This is a genomic window from Streptomyces sp. M41, assembly GCF_043673425.1.
In the GTDB taxonomy this organism is placed as follows: Bacteria; Actinomycetota; Actinomycetes; order Streptomycetales; family Streptomycetaceae; genus Streptomyces.
In genome coordinates, this window is record NZ_JBIMKE010000025.1 from 80,219 (window position 1) to 101,618 (window position 21,400).

The following is a 21,400-nucleotide window of genomic DNA, read 5'->3' on the forward strand; positions in this document are numbered from 1 at the left end:
GCGGCATCGGCATGCCGCCTGCTGCCCCCTTGCGACTGAAGCTCACCCGCTCCAGCCCCCGCCGCTGACGCTCACCGCTCCCCCTGGCGGCTGAAGCTCACCGCTCCAGCAGCATCCGCTGCAACTCCCGCGCGGCGCGCGGCGGCGCCACATCGCTGCGGTGGGCCAGCGCGATCGTCCGGTGCAGCCCGGGCCGGGCCAGCGGGGTCACCCGCAGCCCCCGCCCCGACCGGGCGGCCACCATGCGCGGTACGACCGCCAGGCCCAGCCCCGCCCGTACGAACCCCAGCACCGCGTCCATCTCCCCGCCCTCGACCGCGAAGTCCGGTTCGAAGCCCTCGGCACGGCACGCGGCCACTGTCAGTTCCCGCAGGTCGTAGCCGTGCCGGAACATCACAAGGCGTTCGCCCTCCAGGTCGGCGATGCGCACGGTGCGCCGGCCGCCGCCGGGCCGGGGAGCCTCGGGCGAGGAGACGACCACCAGGTCCTCGCGCAGCAGCTCCACCGTGGTCAGGGCAGGGGAGGGGGTCGGCAGCGGCAGGACCACCAGGGCGAGGTCGAGGGCGCCGCGCGCCAGCCCTCGTACCAGGTCGTGCGAACCGCCCTCCTCGATCAGCAGCTGGATGCCGGGATAGCGGTCGTGGAAGGCGCGCAGCACGTCCGGGAGCAGGCCCGTGCACAGGCTCGGGGTCGCGCCGAGCCGGACCCGGCCCCGGCGTAGCTGCACCAGCTCCTGCACCTCGTGCCGGGCGGTGTCGGCGTCGGCCAGGATGCGCCGGGCCAGCGGCAGCAGCGCCTCACCGGCGTCCGTCAGTGTGATGTTGCCGCGGGCCCGCAGGAACAGGTCGGCGCCCAACTCCCGCTCCAGCGCCTTGATCTGCTGCGACAGCGAGGGCTGCGCGACATGCACCTGGTCGGCGGCCCGGGTGAAGTGCCGGGTCTCGGCGACCGCCACGAAGTACTGGAGCTGCTGGAACTGCATGGAGCCAGCATAGGCCTGGGCTATCGAAACGAGCTGGACCATGTCTTGGACCGATGGGACCGTTCGGCCCTAGCGTCATCCCCATGGCTCTGGCAACGCGGACGGATCGACGGCCGTCCATGGCACGCACGGTGTGGGACTCCACCGTCGGCAAGAAGTCGGTGATGGCGGTCAGCGGGCTGGTCATGCTGCTGTACCTGGTGGCCCACATGATCGGCAACCTCAAGATCTACTTCGGCGCGGGCGAGTTCAACGAGTACGGCCACTGGCTGCGCACGGTCGGCGAGCCGTTCATGCACTACGAGTGGACGCTCTGGCTGATCCGCGTCGTGCTGGTCGTCGCCGTCGTCGCGCACGCCACGTCGGCGTACCAGCTCAGCCGCCGCGACATCAGGGCGCGCCCCACCAAGTACGTGCACAAGAAGCCGCGAGCCTCCTATGCCACGCGCACCATGCGCTGGGGCGGGATCATCCTCGGCCTGTTCATCGTCTGGCACGTCCTCGACCTGACGACCGGCACCGTGCACACCGGCGGCTTTGAGGAGGGCCGCCCGTACCAGAACGTCGTGGACACCTTCTCCACCTGGTACGGCAACGTGATCTACATCGTCGCGATGCTCGCCCTCGGCCTGCACATCCGGCACGGCTTTTGGAGCGCCGCCCAGACCCTCGGAGCCGGCAGCCGCACCCGCGACCGTGTCCTGAAGGCCGCGGCCAACGTCCTCGCCCTGCTGCTCACGGTCGGTTTCATCGCCGTACCCGTGGGCGTCATGACCGGATTGGTGAGCTGACATGTCTACCTACGCCGAGTACACGACCGGCGAACCTGTCGTCGACACCAAAGCCCCCGCCGGGCCCGTGAGCGAACGCTGGGACAAGCGCCGCTTCGAGGCCAAGCTCGTCAACCCCGCCAACCGGCGCAAGCACACCGTGATCGTGGTGGGCACGGGACTGGCCGGCGGCTCCGCCGGCGCCACCCTCGCCGAACAGGGCTACCACGTCGTCCAGTTCTGCTACCAGGACTCCCCGCGGCGCGCCCACTCCATCGCCGCCCAGGGCGGCATCAACGCCGCGAAGAACTACCGCAACGACGGCGACTCCATCCACCGACTCTTCTACGACACCGTCAAGGGCGGCGACTTCCGGGCCCGCGAGTCCAATGTGCACCGCCTCGCGCAGATCTCGGTCGAGATCATCGACCAGTGCGTGGCACAGGGCGTGCCCTTCGCCCGCGAGTACGGCGGCCTGCTCGACACCCGCTCCTTCGGCGGCGTCCAGGTCTCCCGGACCTTCTACGCCCGCGGCCAGACGGGCCAGCAGCTCCTGCTCGGCGCCTACCAGGCGCTCAGCCGGCAGATCGCGGCGGGCAACGTCGAGATGCACCCCCGTACCGAGATGCTCGACCTGATCGTCGTCGACGGGCGGGCGCGCGGCATCGTCGCCCGGGACCTGATCACCGGGAAGATCGACACGTACTTCGCGGACGCCGTCGTCCTCGCGTCCGGCGGCTACGGCAACGTCTTCTACCTGTCGACGAACGCCATGAACTCCAATGCAACGGCCGTATGGCGGGCACACCGCCGCGGTGCCTGGTTCGCCAACCCCTGTTTCACCCAGATCCACCCCACCTGCATCCCGCGCACCGGCGACCACCAGTCCAAGCTCACCCTGATGAGCGAGTCGCTGCGCAACGACGGCAGGATCTGGGTGCCCAAGGCCAAGGGCGACGACCGCCCCGCGAACAAGATCCCCGAGGACGAGCGCGACTACTACCTGGAGCGCATCTACCCGTCCTTCGGCAACCTGGTGCCCCGCGACATCGCCTCCCGCGCCGCGAAGAACGTCTGCGACGAGGGCAGGGGAGTGGGCCCCGGCGGCCAGGGCGTCTACCTGGACTTCGCCGACGCCATCGCCCGGATGGGCCGCAAGGCCGTCGAGGCCAAATACGGCAACCTCTTCGACATGTACCAGCGGATCACCGACGAGGATCCGTACGAGGTGCCGATGCGGATCTACCCGGCCGTGCACTACACGATGGGCGGCCTGTGGGTCGACTATGACCTCCAGACCACCGTCCCCGGCCTGTTCGCCATCGGGGAGGCCAACTTCTCCGACCACGGGGCCAACCGGCTCGGCGCGTCCGCGCTGATGCAGGGCCTCGCCGACGGCTACTTCGTGCTGCCGGCCACCATCAACGACTACCTCGCCCGCAACCCTCACCACGAGCGGGTCACCGACGAACACCCCGTCGTCCAGGAGGTGCTGGCCGAGACCGAGGACCGGCTCAACCTGCTGCTCGCCGTGGACGGGGACCGCACCCCGGACTCCTTCCACCGCGAGGTCGGCGAACTGATGTGGGAGTTCTGCGGCATGGCCCGCACGGACTCCGGGCTGCGCAAGGCCCTGGAGCGCATCCCGCAGATCCGCGAGGAGTTCTGGCGCCGCATCAAGGTCCCCGGCACCGGCGAGGAGTTCAACCAGTCCCTGGAGAAGGCCAACCGGGTCGTCGACTACCTGGAGCTCGCCGAGCTGATGTGTCTCGACGCCCTGCACCGCAGCGAGTCCTGCGGCGGCCACTTCCGCGAGGAGTCGCAGACCCCGGACGGCGAGGCGGCCCGCCGGGACGACGAGTTCGGCTACGCGGCGGCCTGGGAGTTCACCGACACGGGCACCGCTCCCGTGCTGCACAAGGAAGACCTGGTCTTCGAGTACGTCCACCCCACCCAGCGGAGCTACGCATGAGGCTCACCCTGCGCGTCTGGCGGCAGAAGAACGCCGACGCCGACGGCGCCATGTCCACGTACGAGGTGGACGGCATCTCCTCCGACATGTCCTTCCTGGAGATGCTCGACACCCTCAACGAGGAGCTCATCCTCAAGGGCGAGGACCCCGTCGCCTTCGACCACGACTGCCGCGAGGGCATCTGCGGCGCCTGCTCCCTCGTCATCAACGGCGACGCGCACGGGCCCGAGCGGACGACGACCTGTCAGCTGCACATGCGGTCCTTCCAGGACGGCGACACGATCGACATCGAGCCGTGGCGTGCCGCCGCCTTCCCGGTGATCAAGGACCTCGTCGTCGACCGCTCGGCCTTCGACCGGATCATTCAGTCCGGCGGCTACATCACCGCTCCGACCGGCGCGGCTCCCGAGGCGCATGCCACGCCGGTGCCCAAGCCGGACGCCGACTTCGCCTTCGAGCACGCCGAGTGCATCGGGTGCGGGGCGTGCGTGGCGGCCTGCCCGAACGGGGCGGCGATGCTGTTCACCTCCGCCAAGATCAACCACCTGAACGTGCTGCCGCAGGGGGCTCCCGAGCGGGAGACGCGGGTGCTGGACATGGTGGCGCAGATGGACGAGGAGGGCTTCGGCGGGTGCACACTCGCCGGCGAGTGCGCCACGGCCTGCCCGAAGGGCATCCCGTTGATGTCCATCACGAGCATGAACAAGGAGTGGCTGCGGGCTACCCGGAAGGTGAAGCGGTAGCGCCTTGGCGGGGACGGCGGTTCGGCGGGGGCGGGCTCGTCGTGGCTTGTCGCGCGGTTCCCCGCGCCCCTGTGGGGCGTTGCAGTGGACGTTCGCCGTCGAGTGCGGACGGGCGGGGTCGGAGTGGTGCTCTCCGGCCCCGTCTCGGCGTTTGCGCGCCCGCCAGGTGAACGGCCCCGGACCTTCCGGCTGACCGGCCGGGCACCGGAATGTGGACGACCGGTACCGGTTCGCGCCGTTCAGCATCCGCACATCCGCGCTCCTGGCACAGGTCACGCGTACGCCAACCGGCATAGGAAGAACAGGGGCGGCACCCCGCACCGCTCGCATCTGCCCCGCCTGCCGTCCCCGGCCCGTGACCAGGAGTAAGCCATGACCGGCGTACTGACCGTCGACCGTCCCCCGCAGCCCACCGCACCCACCCGCTACACCGTGGGACTCGCCCGCGACGAGGAGGACGTGCGCGCCGCCCAGCGGCTGCGGCACGACGTCTTCGCCGGTGAGATGGGGGCCCTGCTGTCCTCCCCGCAACCGGGTCACGACATCGACGCCTTCGACGCGTACTGCGACCATCTGCTCGTCCGCGAGGAGACATCCGGTCAGGTCGTGGGCACCTACCGGCTGCTGCCCCCGGAGCGCGCCGCCGTCGCCGGCCGACTGTACTCCGAGGGCGAGTTCGACCTCACCGGGATCGACTCCCTGCGTCCGGACCTGGTGGAGGTCGGCCGCTCCTGCGTCCACCCCGACCACCGCGACGGCGCCGTGATCAGCCTCATCTGGGCCGGCATCGCCCGCTACATGATCGACCGCGGCCACGAGTGGCTGGCGGGCTGCTGCTCGATCCCGCTGGCCGACGGCGGCACACTCGCCGCCGCGACCTGGGACCGCGTGCAGGCCAAGCACCTCGCCCCGCGGGAGCACCGCGTACGACCGCTGCGCCCCTGGCAGCCGACCGCCCCCGTCCCCGCCACACGCGTCGAACTGCCCGCCCTGCTGCGCGGCTACCTCCGGCTCGGCGCCCGGGTGTGCGGCGAGCCGGCCCACGACCCGGAGTTCGGCGTCGCCGACCTGTATGTGCTGCTGTCGATGCGCCGGATCGACCCGCGCTATCTGCGGCACTTCCTCTCCCTCGTCCCGGCGTGACGGACGGGGCGGCCATGAGCACGACCTCCCTCCGAGCCGTGGACCTCCTCACGGTGACCGCCCCCACGGCCCGCGCGGCGCTCGCCGGCCCCACGGATCACGCGCCTGACACCGGAACGCTCTGGCGGCCCAGCGCCCCATGCACGCCGCAGACCTGTGTCGAGGGCACCGGCAGGACCCGGGCCCTGCCCCTGGCCGTCCTGCGGATGACCGCCGTCCTGCTCCTCCTCATCGCCGGACTGCTGGTGAACCTGCTGCGCCCACCGGGCGGCCGGGTCCCGCCGGGACTGGTCCGCCGCTGGTGCCGCTGGGTGGTCCGGGCAGCGGGCGTGCGCATCCGGCTCGACGGCCGTGCCGCACCCGGCACGGGGATGCTGCTCGTCGCCAACCACGTCTCCTGGCTGGACATCCCGCTGCTGGCCGCCGTCCGCCCCGCCCGGATGCTCGCCAAGTCGGAGATCCGTGACTGGCCCGTCGCCGGGTGGCTGACCGCCCGTAGCGGCGCCCTGTTCATCGACCGGGACCGGATCCGCGCACTGCCCGGCACGGTGGCCCGGATCGCCGAGGCGCTACGGGCGGGCGAGGCGGTGGCCGTCTTCCCCGAGGGCAGCACCTGGTGCGGACGCGCCCAGGGCCGCTTCCGCCGTGCCGCGTTCCAGGCCGCCCTCGACGCGGGCACTCCCGTCCAGCCGATACGCCTGCGCTACCGGCTCGCCGGGGGATCCGAGGCCACGACGGCCGCCTTCGTCGGCCAGGACGCTCTGCTCACCTCGGTGTGGCGGGTCCTGCGGGCCCGCGAGCTCGTCGCCGACGTCGAGGTGTGCGACGCCATCGCGCCGGACCGGCACTCCGACCGCCCCGGCCTCGCCCGAGCCGCCGAACGCTCCGTGCTACCCGGGTCGCAGCAGCCGCAGATCCTCGCCCCAGCCGTCCAGCACCGCCCTGTGCCCCGCCCGGCGAGCCGCGGCCTCCACCCGGGCGAACAGCCGCCGCTGGACCGCCGCATCGCCGCTCGCGGCGATGCGGTCCACGTCCCGCAGCAGGGCGGCGCCGTCCCAGCCGGGCAGCGGATGGCGGGCGAGCTCCCAGCTCAGGTACTTGTTGTACGGGCGAGGCCGCCGGTGCAGGGCGAAGAGCAGCTCCAGCAGGTGGCCCACGCTGTCGGTGGCGTCGAGCCGGGCGGCGAGCGGGTCGCCGTCACGGTCGTTCTTGACCGAGCGGTAGAGGGAGTTGGCGTACGCGTCGAGCCATCCGCCGGCCGCCCGGAACGCCTCGTCGGCGCCGAGCCGCGCCTTCGCGGCGATGATCTCCCCGATGCCGCCGGCCAGCCGGTCGAGCACGACCCGCGCCCGGGCGAGGGCGTAGCGTTCGAACCCCGGCATTCCAGCGGCCCGGAACTCGGCGAGAGACACGATCACGAGATCCAGCCGGGCCGTGCGGTGGCCGGCGAGGCGCCGTAGCTCCGTCGTGGAACCATCCGCGAGGACGACGTACAGATCGTGGTCGGAGTTCTCGGTGGCCATGCCGTCGTGGGCTCGCGAGCCCTTCAGGACGAGTCCGACGACAGCGGGGTCGGCCGTGGCGAGTGCGAGGAAAGCGTCGTAGGTGAGGGAGGGCTGCGCGGCCATGCGTGATCTCCGTGGGGCGGTGACGGGTGTGCCTGCCGGGGCGGCCACGGAAACATCCGGGCGCCCACACGGTTCGCGACGGCACGTGCCGCCGCGCGGAGGATCAACGCACACCGCGATTCTATGGGGCTCCAACTGCCCAGACCCCAAGGGCTTTTCGGGGCACCGCGCCGGTCCGATCAGGGCATCGCACGGGCGAGATACGGCGCCGTGGCGCTCCCCTTCGCGCGTGCCACCTCCGCCGGCGGACCCGTCGCCACGATGCGTCCGCCCGCGTCGCCGCCGCCCGGGCCCAGGTCGAGGACCCAGTCCGCGCCGGCGACGACGGACATGTCGTGCTCGACCACGACCACGGTGTGCCCGGCGTCGACGAGGTCGTGCAGCCGGCGCATCAGGACCTCGACGTCGGCCGGGTGGAGTCCGGTCGTCGGTTCGTCGAGGAGATAGAGGGTGTGGCCGCGACGGCCGCGCTGGAGCTCGCTCGCCAGTTTGATGCGCTGGGCCTCGCCGCCGGACAGCTCGGTGGCCGGCTGGCCGAGGCGGAGGTAGCCGAGGCCGACGTCGAGCAGCGCGCCGAGGCTGCGGGCCACGGCGGGGAGGTCGGCGAAGAAATCCGCGGCGGACTCGACCGTCAGGTCCAGGATCTGTGCGATGTCGAGTCCCCGGTAAGTCACCTGAAGCGTCTCGGGGTTGTAGCGCGCCCCGCCGCAGTCCGGGCAGGGCGCGTAGGTGCTCGGCAGGAACAGCAGCTCGACGCTGACGAACCCCTCGCCCTGACAGGTCTCGCAGCGCCCGCCCGCGACGTTGAAGGAGAACCGTCCGACCCCGTAGCCCAGCGCCCGGGCCTCGTCGGTCGCCGCGAACGCCTTGCGCACGACGTCGAACAGGCCCGTGTACGTGGCGAGGTTGGAACGCGGGGTGCGGCCGATCGGCTTCTGGTCCACCGAGACCAGGCGCCCCACGCCCGGGAGGTCCTCGGTGATCTCGCCGATGAGCGTCGACTTGCCCGACCCCGAGACACCGGTGACGGCCGTGAAGACACCCAGCGGGAACCGCGCGGTCACCCCGCGCAGGTTGTGCCGGGTGACCGGGCCGACCACCAACTGCCTTCGGGGTGGGCGCACTTGCCGTACGGCGGCGGGGGTGTCGTCGAACAGGAAGCGGGCCGTGGCCGACTCCGCGACCGACGCCAGCTGAGCCACCGGCCCGCTGTGCAGCACCTCCCCGCCGTGCTCACCCGCCCTTGGCCCCACATCGACCAGCCAGTCGGCGCCTCGCATGACATCGAGGTGGTGCTCCACCACGAACACCGTGTTCCCGGCGGCCTTCAGCCGGGCCAGCACCCTCAGCAGCGCCTCCGTGTCCGCGGGGTGCAGTCCCGCCGACGGCTCGTCCAGGACGTAGACGACGCCGAACAGCCCGGACCGCAACTGCGTCGCCAGGCGCAGGCGTTGCAGTTCGCCCGCTGAAAGCGTCGGTGTGGCGCGGTCGAGGCTGAGATAGCCGAGGCCCAGCTCGACGACGGGCGCGATACGCGATGTGAGGTCTCCCGTCAGCACCCGGGCCGTCTCCGAGGCGCCCCCGTCCAGCAGGTCCGCGAGCTCGACGAGCGGCAGCGCGGCCAGCTCGGCGATCGTCCGGCCGGCGAAGGTCACCGCCAGCGCCTGTGGGCGCAGCCTGCTGCCACCGCACCCCGGGCAGGGCGCGGCGGCCAGGAAGCGCTCCGCCTTGGCCCTGAGCGTCGGGCTCTTGGAGTCGGCGAACGTCTTCATGACGTACCGTCGGGCGCTCATGTACGTGCCCTGGTAGGGCCGTTGGATGCGGTCGGCGTCGCGCACCGGGTGGACCGTGACGACCGGCTGCTCGTCGGTGAACAGGATCCACTGCCGCTGCTCGGCCGGCAGGTCCCGCCACGGCCGGCCGACGTCGTACCCCAGCGCGTCGAGGATGTCCCGCAGGTTCTTGCCCTGCCAGGCACCCGGCCACGCGGCGATCGCGCCGTCCCGGATCGACAGCGTGGGGTCAGGGACCAGCAACTCCTCGGTCGTACGGTGCACCTGCCCGAGCCCGTGGCACTCCGGGCACGCCCCCGCCGCCGTGTTGGGAGAGAAGGAGTCCGAGTCGAGCCGCTCGGCGCCCGGAGGGTAGTCGCCTGCCCGGGAGTACAGCATCCGCAGGGAGTTGGAGAGGTTGGTGACCGTGCCGACGGAGGAGCGGGAGGTCGGGGCCGAGCGGCGCTGCTGGAGGGAGACGGCGGGGGGCAGCCCGGTGATCTCCCCGACCTTCGGCGCGCCGACCTGGTGGATCAGCCTGCGGGCGTACGGCGCGACCGACTCGAAGTAGCGGCGCTGGGCCTCGGCGTAGACCGTGCCGAAGGCGAGCGACGACTTCCCGGAACCGGACACCCCCGTGAACACCGTCAGCACGTCGCGCGGAATGTCGACGTCCACGCCCTTGAGGTTGTGCTCTCGGGCGCCGCGGACACGGACGTACGGGTCGTGCGGGGAGTGCATGGGAAGGGGCTCCGGGGGTGTGTCGGGAGGGCGCGGCGGGCGTGGGGGAGGGGGTGGTGTGTGGAGAGGGCGGTGGGTGGAGAAGGCCGTGTGTGGGGGGCGTCGGGGGTGGGCAAACCCCGCGATTGTATGTGAACCAGACGTGCCGCCCACATCAGTCACCTGCTGTTCACGGTGCCGTCGGCTCACCCACACCGGCCGCCTTTAGCTTCTCGCCAGTCTCTCTTCCCATCGAGGAGTATCGTGAGCGCCTCTGCTCTGAGCACTCTCACCGCCGCGCTGCTGATGATCACGGGCACGTCCGCCCCGCAGCCGGCCCCCGTCTCCGCGCGCGTGGAGACCCCCGTCGTGTACGACGACGCGGCGGGCGGCCACGCCGACGCCGACGACCCGGCCGTCTGGGTCGACCCCCGCGATCCGAACCGCAGCCTCGTCATCGCCACCCTCAAGGAGGCCGGCCTCGACGTCCACGGCCTCGACGGCGGTCGCCTCCAGCACATCGCCGCGCCCGCCGGGCCCGGTGCGGACGCGGCCCCGGGCCGCTTCAACAACGTCGACGTCGTCTACGGCTTCGAACTGGGCGGCAGGAAGACCGACCTCGCCCTGGTCACCGACCGCGGCCGGGACCGGGTGCGGGCCTATGCGATCGACCCGGCCGCCGTCGCGGCGGGCAGGCCCCCGCTGAAGGACGTGACGGCGGCGAACGCCGCGCCGGTCTTCTCCGCGAGCGAGACCGACGTGGACGACCAGCGCACCGTCTACGGACTGGCCGCCTTCAGCGACGACGACCACACGTACGCCGTGGTGTCCCGCCGCTCGGAGACCCGGGTACGGCTGCTGCGTCTGGAGGACCGGGGCGGGCGCGTCGGGTACCGCACCGAGGACACCCTCGACCTGCCCGGCTCCTTCACCCTGCCGAACGGCGGGAGCTGGACGCCGTGCGCCGACCCCGGCGACCACGCCCAGGTCGAGGGCATGGTCGTCGACCAGGAGAAGCACGTGCTGTACGCCGCACAGGAGGACGTCGGGCTGTGGCGGATCGCTCTCGACGACGAGGAGTTCGAACGGCCGAAGCTGATCGACCGGGTCCGTGAGTACGGCACGCCGTGGACGTACGACGCGCAGGAGGAGGAGTGCGTGCTCGACACCGCGAACGACCCGGGCTTCGGCGGTGAACACCTGAGCGCCGACGCCGAGGGCGCCACGATCTACCACGCCGCCGACGGCAAGGGATATCTGCTCGCCTCCAGCCAGGGCGACAACACCTTCGCCGTGTACGAGCGCCAGGGCCGCAACGCCTACCTCGGCTCCTTCGCCGTCACGGACGGCGCCGCCACCGACGGGGTGCAGCACTCCGACGGGGCCGCCGTGGTCAACGTCCCGCTGGGCCGGTCCTTCCCCGAGGGCCTGCTGGTGACCCACGACGGCGAGGAGACACCCGGGGAAGGGGAACGGGAGGGCACGAACTTCAAGTTCACGGGCTGGGAGTCGGTGGCCGGCGCCTTCCCGAAGCCGCTCACCATCGACACCAGGTCGTTCGACCCGCGCGACACGGACTGACCCGCCCGCCCACTCTTCGCGGCCGACGGCTCGCCCGGATCAGGCGTCGTCGACGATCCGGGCGAGCCGCCGATACGAGTCGAGCAGCGCGGCACGGTCGTACGTACTGGTCGTGACCAGCAGTTCCTGGGCCCCCGTCTCCTTCAGCAGCGTCTCCAGCTCATGCGCGACCTGCTCCTGCGTGCCCGCGACATGCCCGGCGAGTCCGCTCTCGTAGAAGCCGCGCTCCTTGGCCGTCATCGTCAGCGCGTCGACGCGCTCGGCGGGGGGCAGTGGCGGGAAGGTGCCATGGGTGCGCGAGTGGGCCATCGACCAGGCCTCGGGGACGAGCAGCCGCCGGGCCTCCTCCGGCGTGGCGGCCACCGCGACGGTGCCGGAGATCATGACGTACGGCTCGGCGGCCCAGGGGGAGGGGCGGAAGTGGGCGCGGTAGTGATCGATCCCGCGCCGCATCTTCTCCCGGTTCCTGAGGTCGCCGATGACCATCGGCAGCCCCGCGCGGGCCGCGAGGTCCGCGCCTTCGCCCATGGCCAGCACGAACGGCGGCACCGTCAGGCCCTCGGCGGGCCGCGCCCGCACGCCCGTCGGGGAGGTCCCGCTGAACCAGCCGAGCAACTCCTGGATCTGCGCCGCGAAGTCCTCCGCGTCCTCCTTGTCCCGCCCGAGCGCCTTGCGCACGCCGTCGGTGAAGCCGACCGAACGCCCGAGCCCCATGTCGATACGGCCGGGGAACAGCGACTCCAGCACCCCGAACTGCTCGGCCACGACCAGCGGTCGGTGGTTGGGCAGCATGACCCCGCCCGTGCCTACCCGGATGGTCCGCGTCGCGCCGGCCACGGCGGCGGCCAGCACCGTCGGCGCCGAACCCGCGACGCCGGGTACACCGTGGTGTTCCGAGACCCAGAAGCGGTGGTAGCCCAGCGCCTCGGTCTCCTGCGCCAGCCGCACGGTGTCACGCAGCGCTTCGCCGACCGGATGGCCCTCGCGGGTGCGGGAGCGGTCGAGGACGGAGAAGCGGGTCGAGGCGATCACGGAGCTCATACAGGGTTCAACACCCTGCAGCGCGCAGGATTCCTCACTCGTGTGATCAGCCCTTTCGGGGCTCAGCAGACCGCGCTCGTACGCGCTGAGCAGGTGCTGGGGTACTCCGTCGGCAGGCCGCGCCGCAAGCGGTCCGCGCCGTCTAGGCTGAGCGGCGTGACCGATCGCAGCAATCGCCCGCTCGCCGTGTTCGACCTGGACAACACCCTCGCCGACACCGCACACCGGCAGCACTTCCTGGAGCGCAAGCCGCGCGACTGGGACGCCTTCTTCGCGGCGGCCCCGCAGGACCCGCCGATCGAGGAGGGCATCGCGCTGGTGCTGCAGAGCGCGCAGGAGTGCGAGATCCGCTATCTGACCGGACGGCCCGAACGCTGCCGGCGCGACACCCTCGACTGGCTCGCCGCGCAGGGCCTGCCCGAAGGACGTGTGTACATGCGGCGCAACGACGACCGGCGGCCCGCCCGGCGCACCAAGCTCGAGATCCTGAACCGCCTCGCCCGCACCCAGGAGATCCGGATGCTGGTGGACGACGACGAACTGGTCTGCGAGGACGCCGAACGGGCCGGTTTCACGGTCGTACGGGCCCGCTGGACCGCCCCCTCCGCCGCGCTGAAGGTGGCGCAGGAGCGGGAGGGGCGGACCTGACGGCAGGAACCGTCTGCTCGTCCACTCGGATCGTCTACTCGGACTCCTCCAGGCGGAAGCCGACCTTCATGGTCACCTGCCAGTGCGCGATCTGCCCGTTGTCGAGCTGGCCGCGCACCTCGGTCACCTCGAACCAGTCCAGATTGCGCAGGGTCTGCGAGGCGCGCGCGATGCCGTTGCGGATCGCCTGGTCCACGCCCTCCGGCGAGGTGCCGACGATGTCCGTGACCCGGTAGGTGTGGTTCGACATGTGGGTGCTCCTCTCACACGCGTCACTCCACGGTGCCCCACGGCGGGGCATCGCGCGAGCCGTCCGTCACCGCACCACGCTCAGGGACAGCGCGAAACGCTCCTCGGAGTCGGTCCACCAGTGCGCCAGCTCCAGTCCGGCCGCCGCGAGTTCGGCGCGTACCCCGTCCCTGCGGAACTTCGCCGACACCTCGGTGCGCAGCTCCTCGCCCGCCGCGAACTCCACCGCGAGACCCAGCGCGGGCACTTTCACCGTCTGCGCCCTGCGGGACCGCAACCGCATCTCGACCCACTCGCGGTCCGCGTCCCACAGTGCCACGTGGTCGAAGGCGTCGAGAGCGAAGTCGGCGCCCAGCTCGCGGTTGATGACGGCCATGACGTTCTTGTTGAAGGCGGCCGTCACCCCGGCCGCGTCGTCGTACGCCTGGACCAGGACCCGTTCGTCCTTCACCAGGTCCGTGCCGAGCAGCAGCGCGTCCCCGGGGGAGAGCAGGGCCCGCACCGAGGTCAGGAACGCGGCCCGCTCCTCAGGGAGGAGGTTGCCGATCGTGCCGCCGAGGAACGCCAGCAGCCGCGGCCCCGGCGTGTCCGGCAGGGCCAGCCCGCCCGTGAAGTCGGCGATCAGCGCGTGCACCGCCAGCTCGGGCCGCTCCTCGACGAGCGCGTGCCCGGCCTGCGCGAGCGCGCTCTCGCTGACGTCCACGGGGACGTAGGTGTGCAGCCGGGTGAGCGCCTCGATGACGTACCGCGTCTTCTCGGAGGAGCCGGAGCCCAGCTCCACCAGGGTGCGGGCGCCGGTGACCGCGGCGATCTCGTGGGCCCGGTCGACGAGGATCTCGCGCTCGGCGCGCGTCGGGTAGTACTCGGGCAGCTCGGTGATCTGCTCGAAGAGTTCGCTGCCCTTGGCGTCGTAGAACCACTTCGGCGGCAGCGTCTTGGGCGTGCTCGTCAGGCCCTTGAGGACATCGGCGCGCAGCGCGGCGTCGGTGGCGTCCTCGGGCAGGGTGCGGGTGAGAAGGAACGGACTCACGTGCGGGGCTCCTTCGATGGTGGTGCCAGGGCGTCGTTCGGTTCCTTGAGCGGGGTGAGCAGCACATCGGTGCCGCTCGCGGCGAGGAGGGTCCGGTCGGGGACCTCCTGCCAGTGCGGGTCGTCGTCGTAGGGCTCGGAGGCCACGACGGTGCCGCCGCCGGGCCGGGCCAGATACCACAGGGTGTCGCCCCAGGCGGTCGCGGTGATGGTCTCGCCGTTGGTGAGCAGCAGGTTGAGCCGGGACGCGGGGGCCGCCTCGGCGACCTCGGCGACCGTGTCGGCCAGAGCCTGCGCCTCGTCGTCGCCGCCGCGCAGCCGTGCGAGGACCAGTGCCCACACGAACGCCGAGTCGTTGCGGGCCTCCATCCGCAGCAGGTCCTCGGCGGGCAGGCCCGCGACCAGCGGGGTCAGCGACCCCGGCCAGCCCTTGACGGCGCCGTTGTGGCTGAACAGCCAGCAGCCCGTGGCGAACGGCGCCGCCGCTGCCTCCTGGTCGGCGCCGGGCACGGTCGCGTCCCGTACGGCGGCGAGCAGCGCGGTGCTGCGTACGACCCGGGCGAGGTCGGCGAAGGACGGATCCGCCCAGATGGGCCCGGCCCGCCGGTACCGCGCCGGCACCGGGTCCCCCTCGGCGTACCAGCCGACGCCGAAGCCATCGGCGTTGACGGTCCCGTACCGCTGCCGACGGGGCGCCCACGACTGGCGGTACAGACCGTGCGCGGGCTCCACGAGGAGTCGGCCGAGCGGTTCTTCAGGGCCCACATAGGCAAGGTGACGGCACATCAGACGGCCTCCGAACGGGCCGTGCGGAACCCGGAGAAGATCTGCCGCCGGATCGGATGGTCCCAGTTGCGGAAGGTGCCCCGGCAGGCCACCGCGTCCACGGCGAACGAACCGCCGCGCAGCACCTTGTACTCGGGCCCGAAGAACACCTCGGAGTACTCCTTGTACGGGAAGGCCCGGAAACCCGGGTAGGGCAGGAAGTCGCTCGCCGTCCACTCCCACACGTCACCGATCAACTGCCGCACACCGAGCGGCGACTCACCCTCCGGATAGCTGCCCGCGGGTGCCGGGCGCAGATGCCGCTGGCCGAGATTGGCGTGCTCCGGCGCGGGATCGCCGTCCCCCCACGGGTAGCGCATCGACCGGTCGCCGGCCGGGTCGTGCCGGGCGGCCTTCTCCCACTCGGCCTCGGTGGGCAGCCGGCGCCCGGCCCAGCGGGCGAACGCGTCGGCCTCGTACCAGCACACGTGCACCACCGGCTCGTCGGGCGGCACGGCCTCGGTGACGCCGAAGCGGCGGCGGAGCCACTGCTTGCCGTCGCGGTACCAGAACAGCGGGGCATGGATCGAGTACTGCCGGATGTGCGCCCAGCCCTCCGGCGTCCACCAGCGCTCGGTGTCGTAGCCGCCGTCCTCGATGAACGCCCGGTACGCGGCGTTCGTCACCGGCGTGGTGTCGATGTAGAACGACGGCACCTCGCGCCGGTGCGCCGGGCGTTCGTTGTCCAGCGCCCAGGGCTCGGTGGAGGTGCCCATCGTGAACGGGCCCCCGGGGACCAGGACTTCGGACGGACCCGTGAACAGGGGCGCCGGGTCGGGGTCAGGGGCGGTCAGGGCCTGCGGGCCCGTGCGGAGCTGATGCGTGATCAGCATGGTCTCGTCGTGCTGCTGCTCATGCTGGGCGATCATCCCGAAGGCGAAGCCCGCCTCGGTCAGCCGCGTCCCGTGGAACGCGGTGCTCTCCAGGATGTCCAGCACCCGGCCGCGCACCTCGGCGGCGTAGCCGCGGGCCTCGGCGGGCGGCAGCAGGGGCAGCGAGGGGCGTGCCGCGCGCGGATGCTCGAAGGCGTCGTAGAGGCCGTCGATCTCGGGCCGTATCGCCTCCCGTCCGGCGACCGCCCGCAGGAGCCACTGCTCCTCCTGGTTGCCGATGTGCGCGAGGTCCCAGACCAGGGGGGACATCAGCGGTGAGTGCTGGGCGGTGAGGTCGGGGTCGTCGACGCAGCTGGTGAGCAGGGTGGTCCGGGCACGGGCGGTGGTCAGGGTGGTCAGCGCCCGCTCGCGGAGGGTGTCGGCTTCGAGGGCGGGGTCGGTCATGTGCGCAGGTCCTTCCCGTGCAAGGTGCGGTCCGTGCCGTAGTACTCGTCCAGCAGATCGTCGGCGGGGCAGCGGCCCCGGCTGACATGGCGGTCGTGGTACGCGGCCACGGCGGCCGTGACCTCACTGGTGGCCCCGAGCCGGGGCAGCGCCTCCAGCGCCGCCGTGAAACAGGTGTCGGCCACCTCCCGCAGTTCCCGATCGCCGAGCCCGCTGCGAGCCGCGTCGATCCACAGCGGATTGTGCGGCGCGGGCAGCGACAGGCCGCGCTCGGCCAGCGGCTTCACCGCGCGATAGGCGGTCTCCGCGGCCTCGGGGTCGTCGAAGAGCGCGGTGGTCACGGCGAGCGGAACGATCCAGCCGTCCTCGCCGGGCTGGGCGTCGATCATGCGCAGTTCCAGGTGGCCACGCGGCCTGACCGGCGGGAACAGGGTCGTCAAGTGGTAGTCGAGGTCCTCCCGCGTAGGTGGTCTGGGCGCCCCGGACCTGGTCCATTCCCGGAAGGTCAGCCCGTCCGGGACGTCCCACGGCCCGCCGTCCCGGCGTACGCACATCACCGGCGCGTCCAGGACGTGCCGCGCCCAGGCGGCCCGCGGGTCGCCGTCCAGCGGGGGCGCGCCCGCGCGGCCGGCGCCGATCTCCATCCACAGCAGCTGCCGGGTGGACTGCCAGCCGGTGGGCTCGCGGCCGGCCAGCGGCGAGTTGGCGAAGGCGGCCACCAGAACCGCGCCCAGCTGGTGGGCCAGCCACCAGCGCCGCCCGTGCCCGAGCGGGCCCGGTTCCTCGTGTCCGGCGTCCAGACACACCTGCACGGACGCCGAGGTGCACATCATGGCGCGGCCGGCCGGGCCCATGCGGTCCAGGCAGGCCTCCATGGCGTCGTAGCGCGGCTCGCGCAGGAAGCGGCGGGGCGGGCGCCAGGGGTCGTTGCCGATGCCGACCAGGCCGAGACCGTGCCGGCGCAGGACCGCGCGGGCGATCTCGAGGTCGGCGGAGACGGTACCGATGCACTCCATCAGCGAGGCGGCGGGCGGCGAGCTCAGCTCCAGCTGACCGCCGGGTTCGACGGTGAACGCCGACCTCAGGGGCGCGGTACGCAGTGCGGCGTAGGCCGCTTCGAGTCGTTCGGGTGTCACGGGGAGCTGCGGTGCGCGCAGCTCATGGACGAGCCATTCCACTTCGACCCCGAGCGCGCGGGGCGGGCCGGTCTTGAAGCAGATGCCCCTGACCAGGGCCTCCACCTCGGCTTCGGTGACTGCGGGGCGCGGCTGCGCCGTACAGTCACTCACCGAATCGGACATGGGGATCCTCCTGAGTGTCCACGGTGGCACCGTCCCGGATCTTGTGGGTGGGACGGCACACTCGTCCCACCCAAGACCCTCGCGCCGCTTCGCACAAGGGTGCGTACCGCCACGTTCCGGGTCGGTCACCTCCGCTCTCCGGTCCGTCAGCAGGGCGTTTCCCGGCCGTTCTCGACCGGCGGCGGGGCCGGGAAACTCTGTTGCACCGCATCACCAGCATCGCTCAGGATGCCTGGGTGAGCACGACGGGGGAGATCGCGAGCGGCCGGCGCGGTCGCGTGGTCATGGCGCACACGGGGGTGGCGCCATGAGCGCGCGGCTGCGCGGCATCGCGCGAGAGACGGAACAGATCGTGGCGGCGGGGGCGTACCGCGCACCGGACGGCCACGAGGTGTCCCTGGCGGCGGCACTGAGGGCCGCACGCGACGGCACACGGATGTATGGTCCGGACCCGGTGCCGGTGCCGGTGCCGGAAGTCCGCCTGGCCGAGACGTTCTTCGAGGTCACAGGCGAGAGCAGCCTGGAGGCGGCCCGCCGGCTCGGCGACGGGACGGCCGTGCTGAACTTCGCCTCCGCCCGCAACCCCGGCGGCGGCTATCTGAACGGCGCGCAGGCCCAGGAAGAGGCCCTGTGCCGTGCCTCGGCGCTGTACACCTGCCTGCTCATGGCCCGCGAGTTCTACGACCACCACCGCGCCCACCGCGACCCGTTCTATACGGACAGGGTCGTCCACTCACCCGGGGTCCCCGTCTTCCGGGACGACCGCGGCCGACTCCTCGACGAGCCGTACACCGCCGGCTTCCTCACCGCCGCCGCACCGAACGCGGGAGTCGTCCGGCGCACGGCACCACAGCGCGAGGCCGAACTGCCGCACGCGCTCGCGGCACGGGCCGAACGGGTGCTGGAGACGGCCGCGGCCCACGGCTACCGGCGGCTGGTGCTGGGCGCATGGGGCTGCGGCGTGTTCCGGAACGACCCGGCGCAGGTCGCGGGCGCCTTCCAGAAGCTGCTCCGGCCCGGCGGACGGTTCGCCGGGGCCTTCGGGCACGTGGTGTTCGGGATCCTGGACCGCGCGTCGGACAGCCCGGTCCGAGCCGCGTTCGACCGGGCCTTCCCGGCCCCTCGCCTCCAGCCGTAGCGCGCCTTCGCGCCGGCGCCCTCAGGTCCAGCCGTAGCGCTCGTGCAGCCGGTGACGGACCCGATTGAACCGGCCCCGGTCCAAGGCGCACGCCTCCCGGCGCATCCCCTCCTCGTGCAGGCGCAGAACCCGGTCCACGTCCACCCACGAATCGCGCCCGGACCGGTCCCACGGCCCGCTGCCGATCGCCACCCACTCACGGTCCCCGTCGTGCCGCTTGCTGGAGAGCTGCACGGCCAGAAAGGTGCCGGCGGCCTCCCGGGCCACCACCAGCACCGGGCGGTCCTTGCCCCGACCGTCGTTCTCCTCGAACGGGACCCAGGTCCAGACGATCTCCCCGGGATCGGGGTCGCCGTCATGGGCGGGGGAGTACTCGGTGCGTACCGGCCCGATGGCGCGCGGGTCGGCTTCGGTGGTCGCGGTGCGGCCGCGGCGGCCCGGGACGTTCTCTTCGGTGGAGGTGCTCACGGGGGCACCTTAGGGGGTGCCTTCGCGCGTACGGCCGACGGGATCACGTCCCCTCCGTGGGCACCCTCGGCGCCGCCGCCGCTCAGACGACGGCGGTCGGTGCCGTCTCGTCCTGCTGCGGCGGCCACAGCTCGTGCCAGCGCAGGTCCGCCTCCAACTGCGCGGCCAGCGAGACCAGCAGGGGTTCGCTGTTCGCGGGCCCGAGCAACTGGGCGCCGACGGGCAGACCGCCCACGAATCCCGCGGGGACGTTGACACCGGGCCAGCCCAGCACGTTCCACGGCCAGGCGTAGGGGCAGGCGGCGATCATCGCCCGGTCGGTGGCGAACCCGCCGAGCTGAAGCATCGCGCCGATCCGGGGCGGGGGAGCGGCGGTTGTGGGCGCGAGGACGACGTCGTACGACTCGTAGAACCTGCCGATACGGCGGTGCAGGACCGCCTCCGCGCGCCGGGCCGCGCGCAGCGGGGCGCCGCCGAGCAGCCGGCCCAGCCGGACGGCGCTGCGGGTGCGCGGGTCGAGCAGCGCGGGGAAGGGCACCTCGCTGGCCCACTCGGCGATCCCGGCCGTGGCGCGCGGGACGAAGGTCAGCCCGATCTGGCCGTACGGCGGATCGGCCTCCTCGACGAAGTGCCCCAACGCGCTCAATTTTTCGGCGAGTTCGACGACCCTGGCCCGCACCTCGGGGTGCAGCCGGGCCGGCAGAGCGGTGAACGGCGGCTTGAGGGAGAGCGCGATGCGCAGCCGGCCCGGCTCCCGGCCCACCGCCTCCCGGGCGTCGACCGCCGGCGGGCGGTGCGGGTCGAGGTCGTGGTTGCCGGCCGCCGCGTCCAGCAGCAGGGCCGCGTCGGCCACCGTACGGGCGAGGGTGCCGTTGACGGTGATGCCCTGGAACGACTCGCCCTTCGGCCAGGTGGAGATACGGCCCCGCTGCGGCTTGATGCCGATCAGATGGGTCCAGGAGGCGGGGATGCGCACCGAGCCGGCGCCGTCCGAACCGAGCGCGGCGGGCACGAGCCCGGCGGCCACGGCCGCGGCCGAACCGCCGGAGGAGCCACCGGGGGTGTGCTCCGGGCTCCACGGATTGCGGGTGGCGCCGAAGGCGGGCCCCTCGGTGAACGGCCACTGCCCCAGCTCACAGGTGTTGGTCTTGCCGACGATGACGGCCCCGGCCGCGCGCAACCGCCGTACCGCCTCGCCGTCCTCGGCGACCGGCGGGAACTCCCCGCCGCATCCGAAGGCGGTCGGCTCGCCCGCCACGTCCATGTCGTCCTTTACCGCGACCGGCACCCCGAGCAGCGGCCGGCGTCCCCCGGCGGCCAGTTCGGCATCCGCGGCCTCGGCCTCGGCGAGAGCGGCCTCGGCCCGGACCACCCGGAAGGCGTTCAGCGTCCCCTGGGTCGCCTCGATCCGCGCCAGCGCCCGGGCGACCAGCGCCGCCGACGTCACCTCCCCGTCGGCCAGCGCACGGGCGGACTCGGCGAGGCCTACGGCACGGTCGGGTGTCATACGGGGCACCTCCGGGACGACGTTGTCTACTGAACGGTAACGTCCCGCGGGCGGTGGCGGAACGCTTCGGCGGCGCGCGGCTCGCGGGTTCCTCCAAGGTTCCCCGTACGGCCCGCATCCTCACACATGCGCCGGCCGCGCCCCGTCGTGTCCTCGCGGACTGTCAACTCCGCGCCGGAATAACGGAGTTCGGATGACTCGCGGAGTCCGGGTGGCTCGGCCGTCGCCCGCCGGCTGAACGGGCCGACCGCGAGGGCCTGTTCCCGCCGTACGGCAGTCGGCCGGGGTGGGAGCCCGGGATGTTGAAAGAGTGACGTAATAAGCCTTCTGGGAAAAGATGCGCGCTTTGTGGCGGTGTGGTGACCTTGGTTGTGGAGGCTATGGCTGACCCCAGAGGAGATGGTGTTATGCCTTCCGTTGACAAGGCGATCAAGGAAACGACCGGCGTCCGGACCGACCTCGAAGCGGCGCTCGACCCCACCGAGCCCGACGGAGTCTTCCGCGACAGCCGGGAATGCGCCGCCCTGGCGCTGCTCTCGGCAGACACCAAGCTGCTGCTGTCCCCGCCGACCCCTCGCCCCAAGAAGGGCTGAGTGGACGACGGGA

19 protein-coding genes and 1 pseudogene are annotated in these 21,400 nt (G+C 72.4%); 9 read left to right on the forward strand and 11 right to left on the reverse strand.

What is annotated here, in order from left to right:
- Positions 1-97: 97 nt before the first annotated feature.
- The gene (locus tag ACHBTE_RS26665; protein ID WP_394726643.1) at positions 98-982 is read right to left on the reverse strand and encodes a LysR family transcriptional regulator; all 885 of its coding nucleotides are present in this window, start codon (positions 980-982) and stop codon (positions 98-100) included.
- A gap of 119 nt (positions 983-1,101) precedes the next feature.
- Between ACHBTE_RS26665 and ACHBTE_RS26670 the strand changes: the two genes are divergently transcribed.
- The 5 genes and pseudogenes from ACHBTE_RS26670 to ACHBTE_RS26690 all read left to right on the forward strand — a co-directional run.
- Complete coding sequence (locus ACHBTE_RS26670; protein ID WP_394726679.1) at positions 1,102-1,773, forward strand: succinate dehydrogenase; 672 nt, start codon at positions 1,102-1,104, stop codon at positions 1,771-1,773.
- Position 1,774: 1 nt separating this feature from the next.
- Positions 1,775-3,724, forward strand: a complete 1,950-nt coding sequence (locus tag ACHBTE_RS26675; protein ID WP_394726644.1) for a fumarate reductase/succinate dehydrogenase flavoprotein subunit — start codon at positions 1,775-1,777, stop codon at positions 3,722-3,724.
- Positions 3,721-4,467, forward strand: a complete 747-nt coding sequence (locus ACHBTE_RS26680; RefSeq protein ID WP_394726645.1) for a succinate dehydrogenase/fumarate reductase iron-sulfur subunit — start codon at positions 3,721-3,723, stop codon at positions 4,465-4,467. Before ACHBTE_RS26675 ends, ACHBTE_RS26680 begins: the two co-directional genes overlap by 4 nt.
- Positions 4,468-4,839: 372 nt before the next feature.
- Complete coding sequence (locus ACHBTE_RS26685; RefSeq protein WP_394726646.1) at positions 4,840-5,610, forward strand: GNAT family N-acetyltransferase; 771 nt, start codon at positions 4,840-4,842, stop codon at positions 5,608-5,610.
- 53 nt (positions 5,611-5,663) lie between these two features.
- Positions 5,664-6,500, forward strand: a pseudogene (locus tag ACHBTE_RS26690) (lysophospholipid acyltransferase family protein); the annotation flags it as partial.
- Here ACHBTE_RS26690 and ACHBTE_RS26695 read toward each other — a convergent pair.
- Both ACHBTE_RS26695 and ACHBTE_RS26700 read right to left on the reverse strand, forming a co-directional pair.
- Positions 6,501-7,238 carry a hypothetical protein gene (locus ACHBTE_RS26695; RefSeq protein ID WP_394726680.1) on the reverse strand — a complete coding sequence of 246 codons (738 nt, stop codon included), beginning with the start codon at positions 7,236-7,238 and terminating at the stop codon, positions 6,501-6,503.
- A gap of 179 nt (positions 7,239-7,417) precedes the next feature.
- Complete coding sequence (locus tag ACHBTE_RS26700) at positions 7,418-9,751, reverse strand: ABC transporter (RefSeq protein WP_394726647.1); 2,334 nt, start codon at positions 9,749-9,751, stop codon at positions 7,418-7,420.
- Between the two features lie 243 nt (positions 9,752-9,994).
- Between ACHBTE_RS26700 and ACHBTE_RS26705 the strand changes: the two genes are divergently transcribed.
- Positions 9,995-11,311, forward strand: coding sequence for a phytase (locus ACHBTE_RS26705; RefSeq protein ID WP_394726648.1), 1,317 nt, complete (start codon positions 9,995-9,997; stop codon positions 11,309-11,311).
- Positions 11,312-11,350: 39 nt separating this feature from the next.
- On the opposite strand, the gene ACHBTE_RS26710 is transcribed toward ACHBTE_RS26705, so the two are convergent.
- Positions 11,351-12,352 (reverse strand): LLM class flavin-dependent oxidoreductase, encoded by a 1,002-nt coding sequence (locus tag ACHBTE_RS26710; RefSeq protein ID WP_394726649.1) that lies wholly within the window; start codon positions 12,350-12,352, stop codon positions 11,351-11,353.
- Positions 12,353-12,508: 156 nt separating this feature from the next.
- On the opposite strand from ACHBTE_RS26710, the gene ACHBTE_RS26715 reads away from it, so the two are divergent.
- Positions 12,509-13,000 (forward strand): hypothetical protein, encoded by a 492-nt coding sequence (locus ACHBTE_RS26715; protein ID WP_394726650.1) that lies wholly within the window; start codon positions 12,509-12,511, stop codon positions 12,998-13,000.
- Between the two features lie 34 nt (positions 13,001-13,034).
- Here ACHBTE_RS26715 and ACHBTE_RS26720 read toward each other — a convergent pair whose 3' ends face one another.
- The 5 genes from ACHBTE_RS26720 to egtA all read right to left on the reverse strand — a co-directional run bounded on the left by ACHBTE_RS26720 (position 13,035) and on the right by egtA (position 17,681).
- Positions 13,035-13,250: a dodecin gene (locus tag ACHBTE_RS26720; protein WP_394726651.1), complete on the reverse strand. Its 216-nt coding sequence runs from the start codon at positions 13,248-13,250 to the stop codon at positions 13,035-13,037.
- A 66-nt stretch (positions 13,251-13,316) separates the two neighbouring features.
- Positions 13,317-14,279 (reverse strand): L-histidine N(alpha)-methyltransferase, encoded by a 963-nt coding sequence (gene egtD / locus ACHBTE_RS26725; protein ID WP_394726652.1) that lies wholly within the window; start codon positions 14,277-14,279, stop codon positions 13,317-13,319.
- A complete protein-coding gene (gene egtC / locus ACHBTE_RS26730) occupies positions 14,276-15,064 on the reverse strand; it encodes an ergothioneine biosynthesis protein EgtC (protein ID WP_394726653.1) in 789 nt (262 codons plus the stop codon). Before egtC ends, egtD begins: the two co-directional genes overlap by 4 nt.
- Positions 15,064-16,380, reverse strand: coding sequence for an ergothioneine biosynthesis protein EgtB (egtB, locus tag ACHBTE_RS26735; protein WP_394726654.1), 1,317 nt, complete (start codon positions 16,378-16,380; stop codon positions 15,064-15,066). The genes egtC and egtB overlap by 1 nt, the downstream gene beginning before the upstream one ends.
- Positions 16,377-17,681, reverse strand: coding sequence for an ergothioneine biosynthesis glutamate--cysteine ligase EgtA (gene egtA / locus ACHBTE_RS26740; RefSeq protein WP_394726655.1), 1,305 nt, complete (start codon positions 17,679-17,681; stop codon positions 16,377-16,379). Before egtA ends, egtB begins: the two co-directional genes overlap by 4 nt.
- A gap of 307 nt (positions 17,682-17,988) precedes the next feature.
- On the opposite strand from egtA, the gene ACHBTE_RS26745 reads away from it, so the two are divergent.
- A complete protein-coding gene (locus ACHBTE_RS26745) occupies positions 17,989-18,819 on the forward strand; it encodes a TIGR02452 family protein (RefSeq protein ID WP_394726656.1) in 831 nt (276 codons plus the stop codon).
- Between the two features lie 21 nt (positions 18,820-18,840).
- Here the strand turns inward: ACHBTE_RS26745 and ACHBTE_RS26750 are convergent, their stop codons facing one another.
- Positions 18,841-19,287, reverse strand: a complete 447-nt coding sequence (locus ACHBTE_RS26750) for a type II toxin-antitoxin system PemK/MazF family toxin (RefSeq protein WP_394726657.1) — start codon at positions 19,285-19,287, stop codon at positions 18,841-18,843.
- Between the two features lie 82 nt (positions 19,288-19,369).
- Positions 19,370-20,794, reverse strand: coding sequence for an amidase (locus tag ACHBTE_RS26755; RefSeq protein WP_394726658.1), 1,425 nt, complete (start codon positions 20,792-20,794; stop codon positions 19,370-19,372).
- Between the two features lie 407 nt (positions 20,795-21,201).
- Between ACHBTE_RS26755 and ACHBTE_RS26760 the strand changes: the two genes are divergently transcribed.
- On the forward strand, positions 21,202-21,387 hold the full coding sequence (locus tag ACHBTE_RS26760; RefSeq protein WP_394726659.1) for a hypothetical protein: 186 nt from the start codon (positions 21,202-21,204) through the stop codon (positions 21,385-21,387).
- The last annotated feature ends 13 nt before the right edge of the window (positions 21,388-21,400 follow it).

Excerpts from the sequence above, each read along its gene's own strand:
- ACHBTE_RS26665 (WP_394726643.1), bottom strand. The coding sequence starts at position 982 with ATGCAGTTCCAGCAGCTCCAGTACTTCGTGGCGGTCGCCGAGACCCGG.
- ACHBTE_RS26670 (WP_394726679.1), top strand. The coding sequence starts at position 1,102 with ATGGCACGCACGGTGTGGGACTCCACCGTCGGCAAGAAGTCGGTGATG.
- ACHBTE_RS26675 (WP_394726644.1), top strand. The coding sequence starts at position 1,775 with ATGTCTACCTACGCCGAGTACACGACCGGCGAACCTGTCGTCGACACC.
- ACHBTE_RS26680 (WP_394726645.1), top strand. The coding sequence starts at position 3,721 with ATGAGGCTCACCCTGCGCGTCTGGCGGCAGAAGAACGCCGACGCCGAC.
- ACHBTE_RS26685 (WP_394726646.1), top strand. The coding sequence starts at position 4,840 with ATGACCGGCGTACTGACCGTCGACCGTCCCCCGCAGCCCACCGCACCC.
- ACHBTE_RS26695 (WP_394726680.1), bottom strand. The coding sequence starts at position 7,238 with ATGGCCGCGCAGCCCTCCCTCACCTACGACGCTTTCCTCGCACTCGCC.
- ACHBTE_RS26700 (WP_394726647.1), bottom strand. The coding sequence starts at position 9,751 with ATGCACTCCCCGCACGACCCGTACGTCCGTGTCCGCGGCGCCCGAGAG.
- ACHBTE_RS26710 (WP_394726649.1), bottom strand. The coding sequence starts at position 12,352 with ATGAGCTCCGTGATCGCCTCGACCCGCTTCTCCGTCCTCGACCGCTCC.
- ACHBTE_RS26720 (WP_394726651.1), bottom strand. The coding sequence starts at position 13,250 with ATGTCGAACCACACCTACCGGGTCACGGACATCGTCGGCACCTCGCCG.
- egtC (WP_394726653.1), bottom strand. The coding sequence starts at position 15,064 with ATGTGCCGTCACCTTGCCTATGTGGGCCCTGAAGAACCGCTCGGCCGA.
- egtB (WP_394726654.1), bottom strand. The coding sequence starts at position 16,380 with ATGACCGACCCCGCCCTCGAAGCCGACACCCTCCGCGAGCGGGCGCTG.
- egtA (WP_394726655.1), bottom strand. The coding sequence starts at position 17,681 with ATGTCCGATTCGGTGAGTGACTGTACGGCGCAGCCGCGCCCCGCAGTC.
- ACHBTE_RS26745 (WP_394726656.1), top strand. The coding sequence starts at position 17,989 with ATGAGCGCGCGGCTGCGCGGCATCGCGCGAGAGACGGAACAGATCGTG.
- ACHBTE_RS26755 (WP_394726658.1), bottom strand. The coding sequence starts at position 20,794 with ATGACACCCGACCGTGCCGTAGGCCTCGCCGAGTCCGCCCGTGCGCTG.
- ACHBTE_RS26760 (WP_394726659.1), top strand. The coding sequence starts at position 21,202 with ATGCCTTCCGTTGACAAGGCGATCAAGGAAACGACCGGCGTCCGGACC.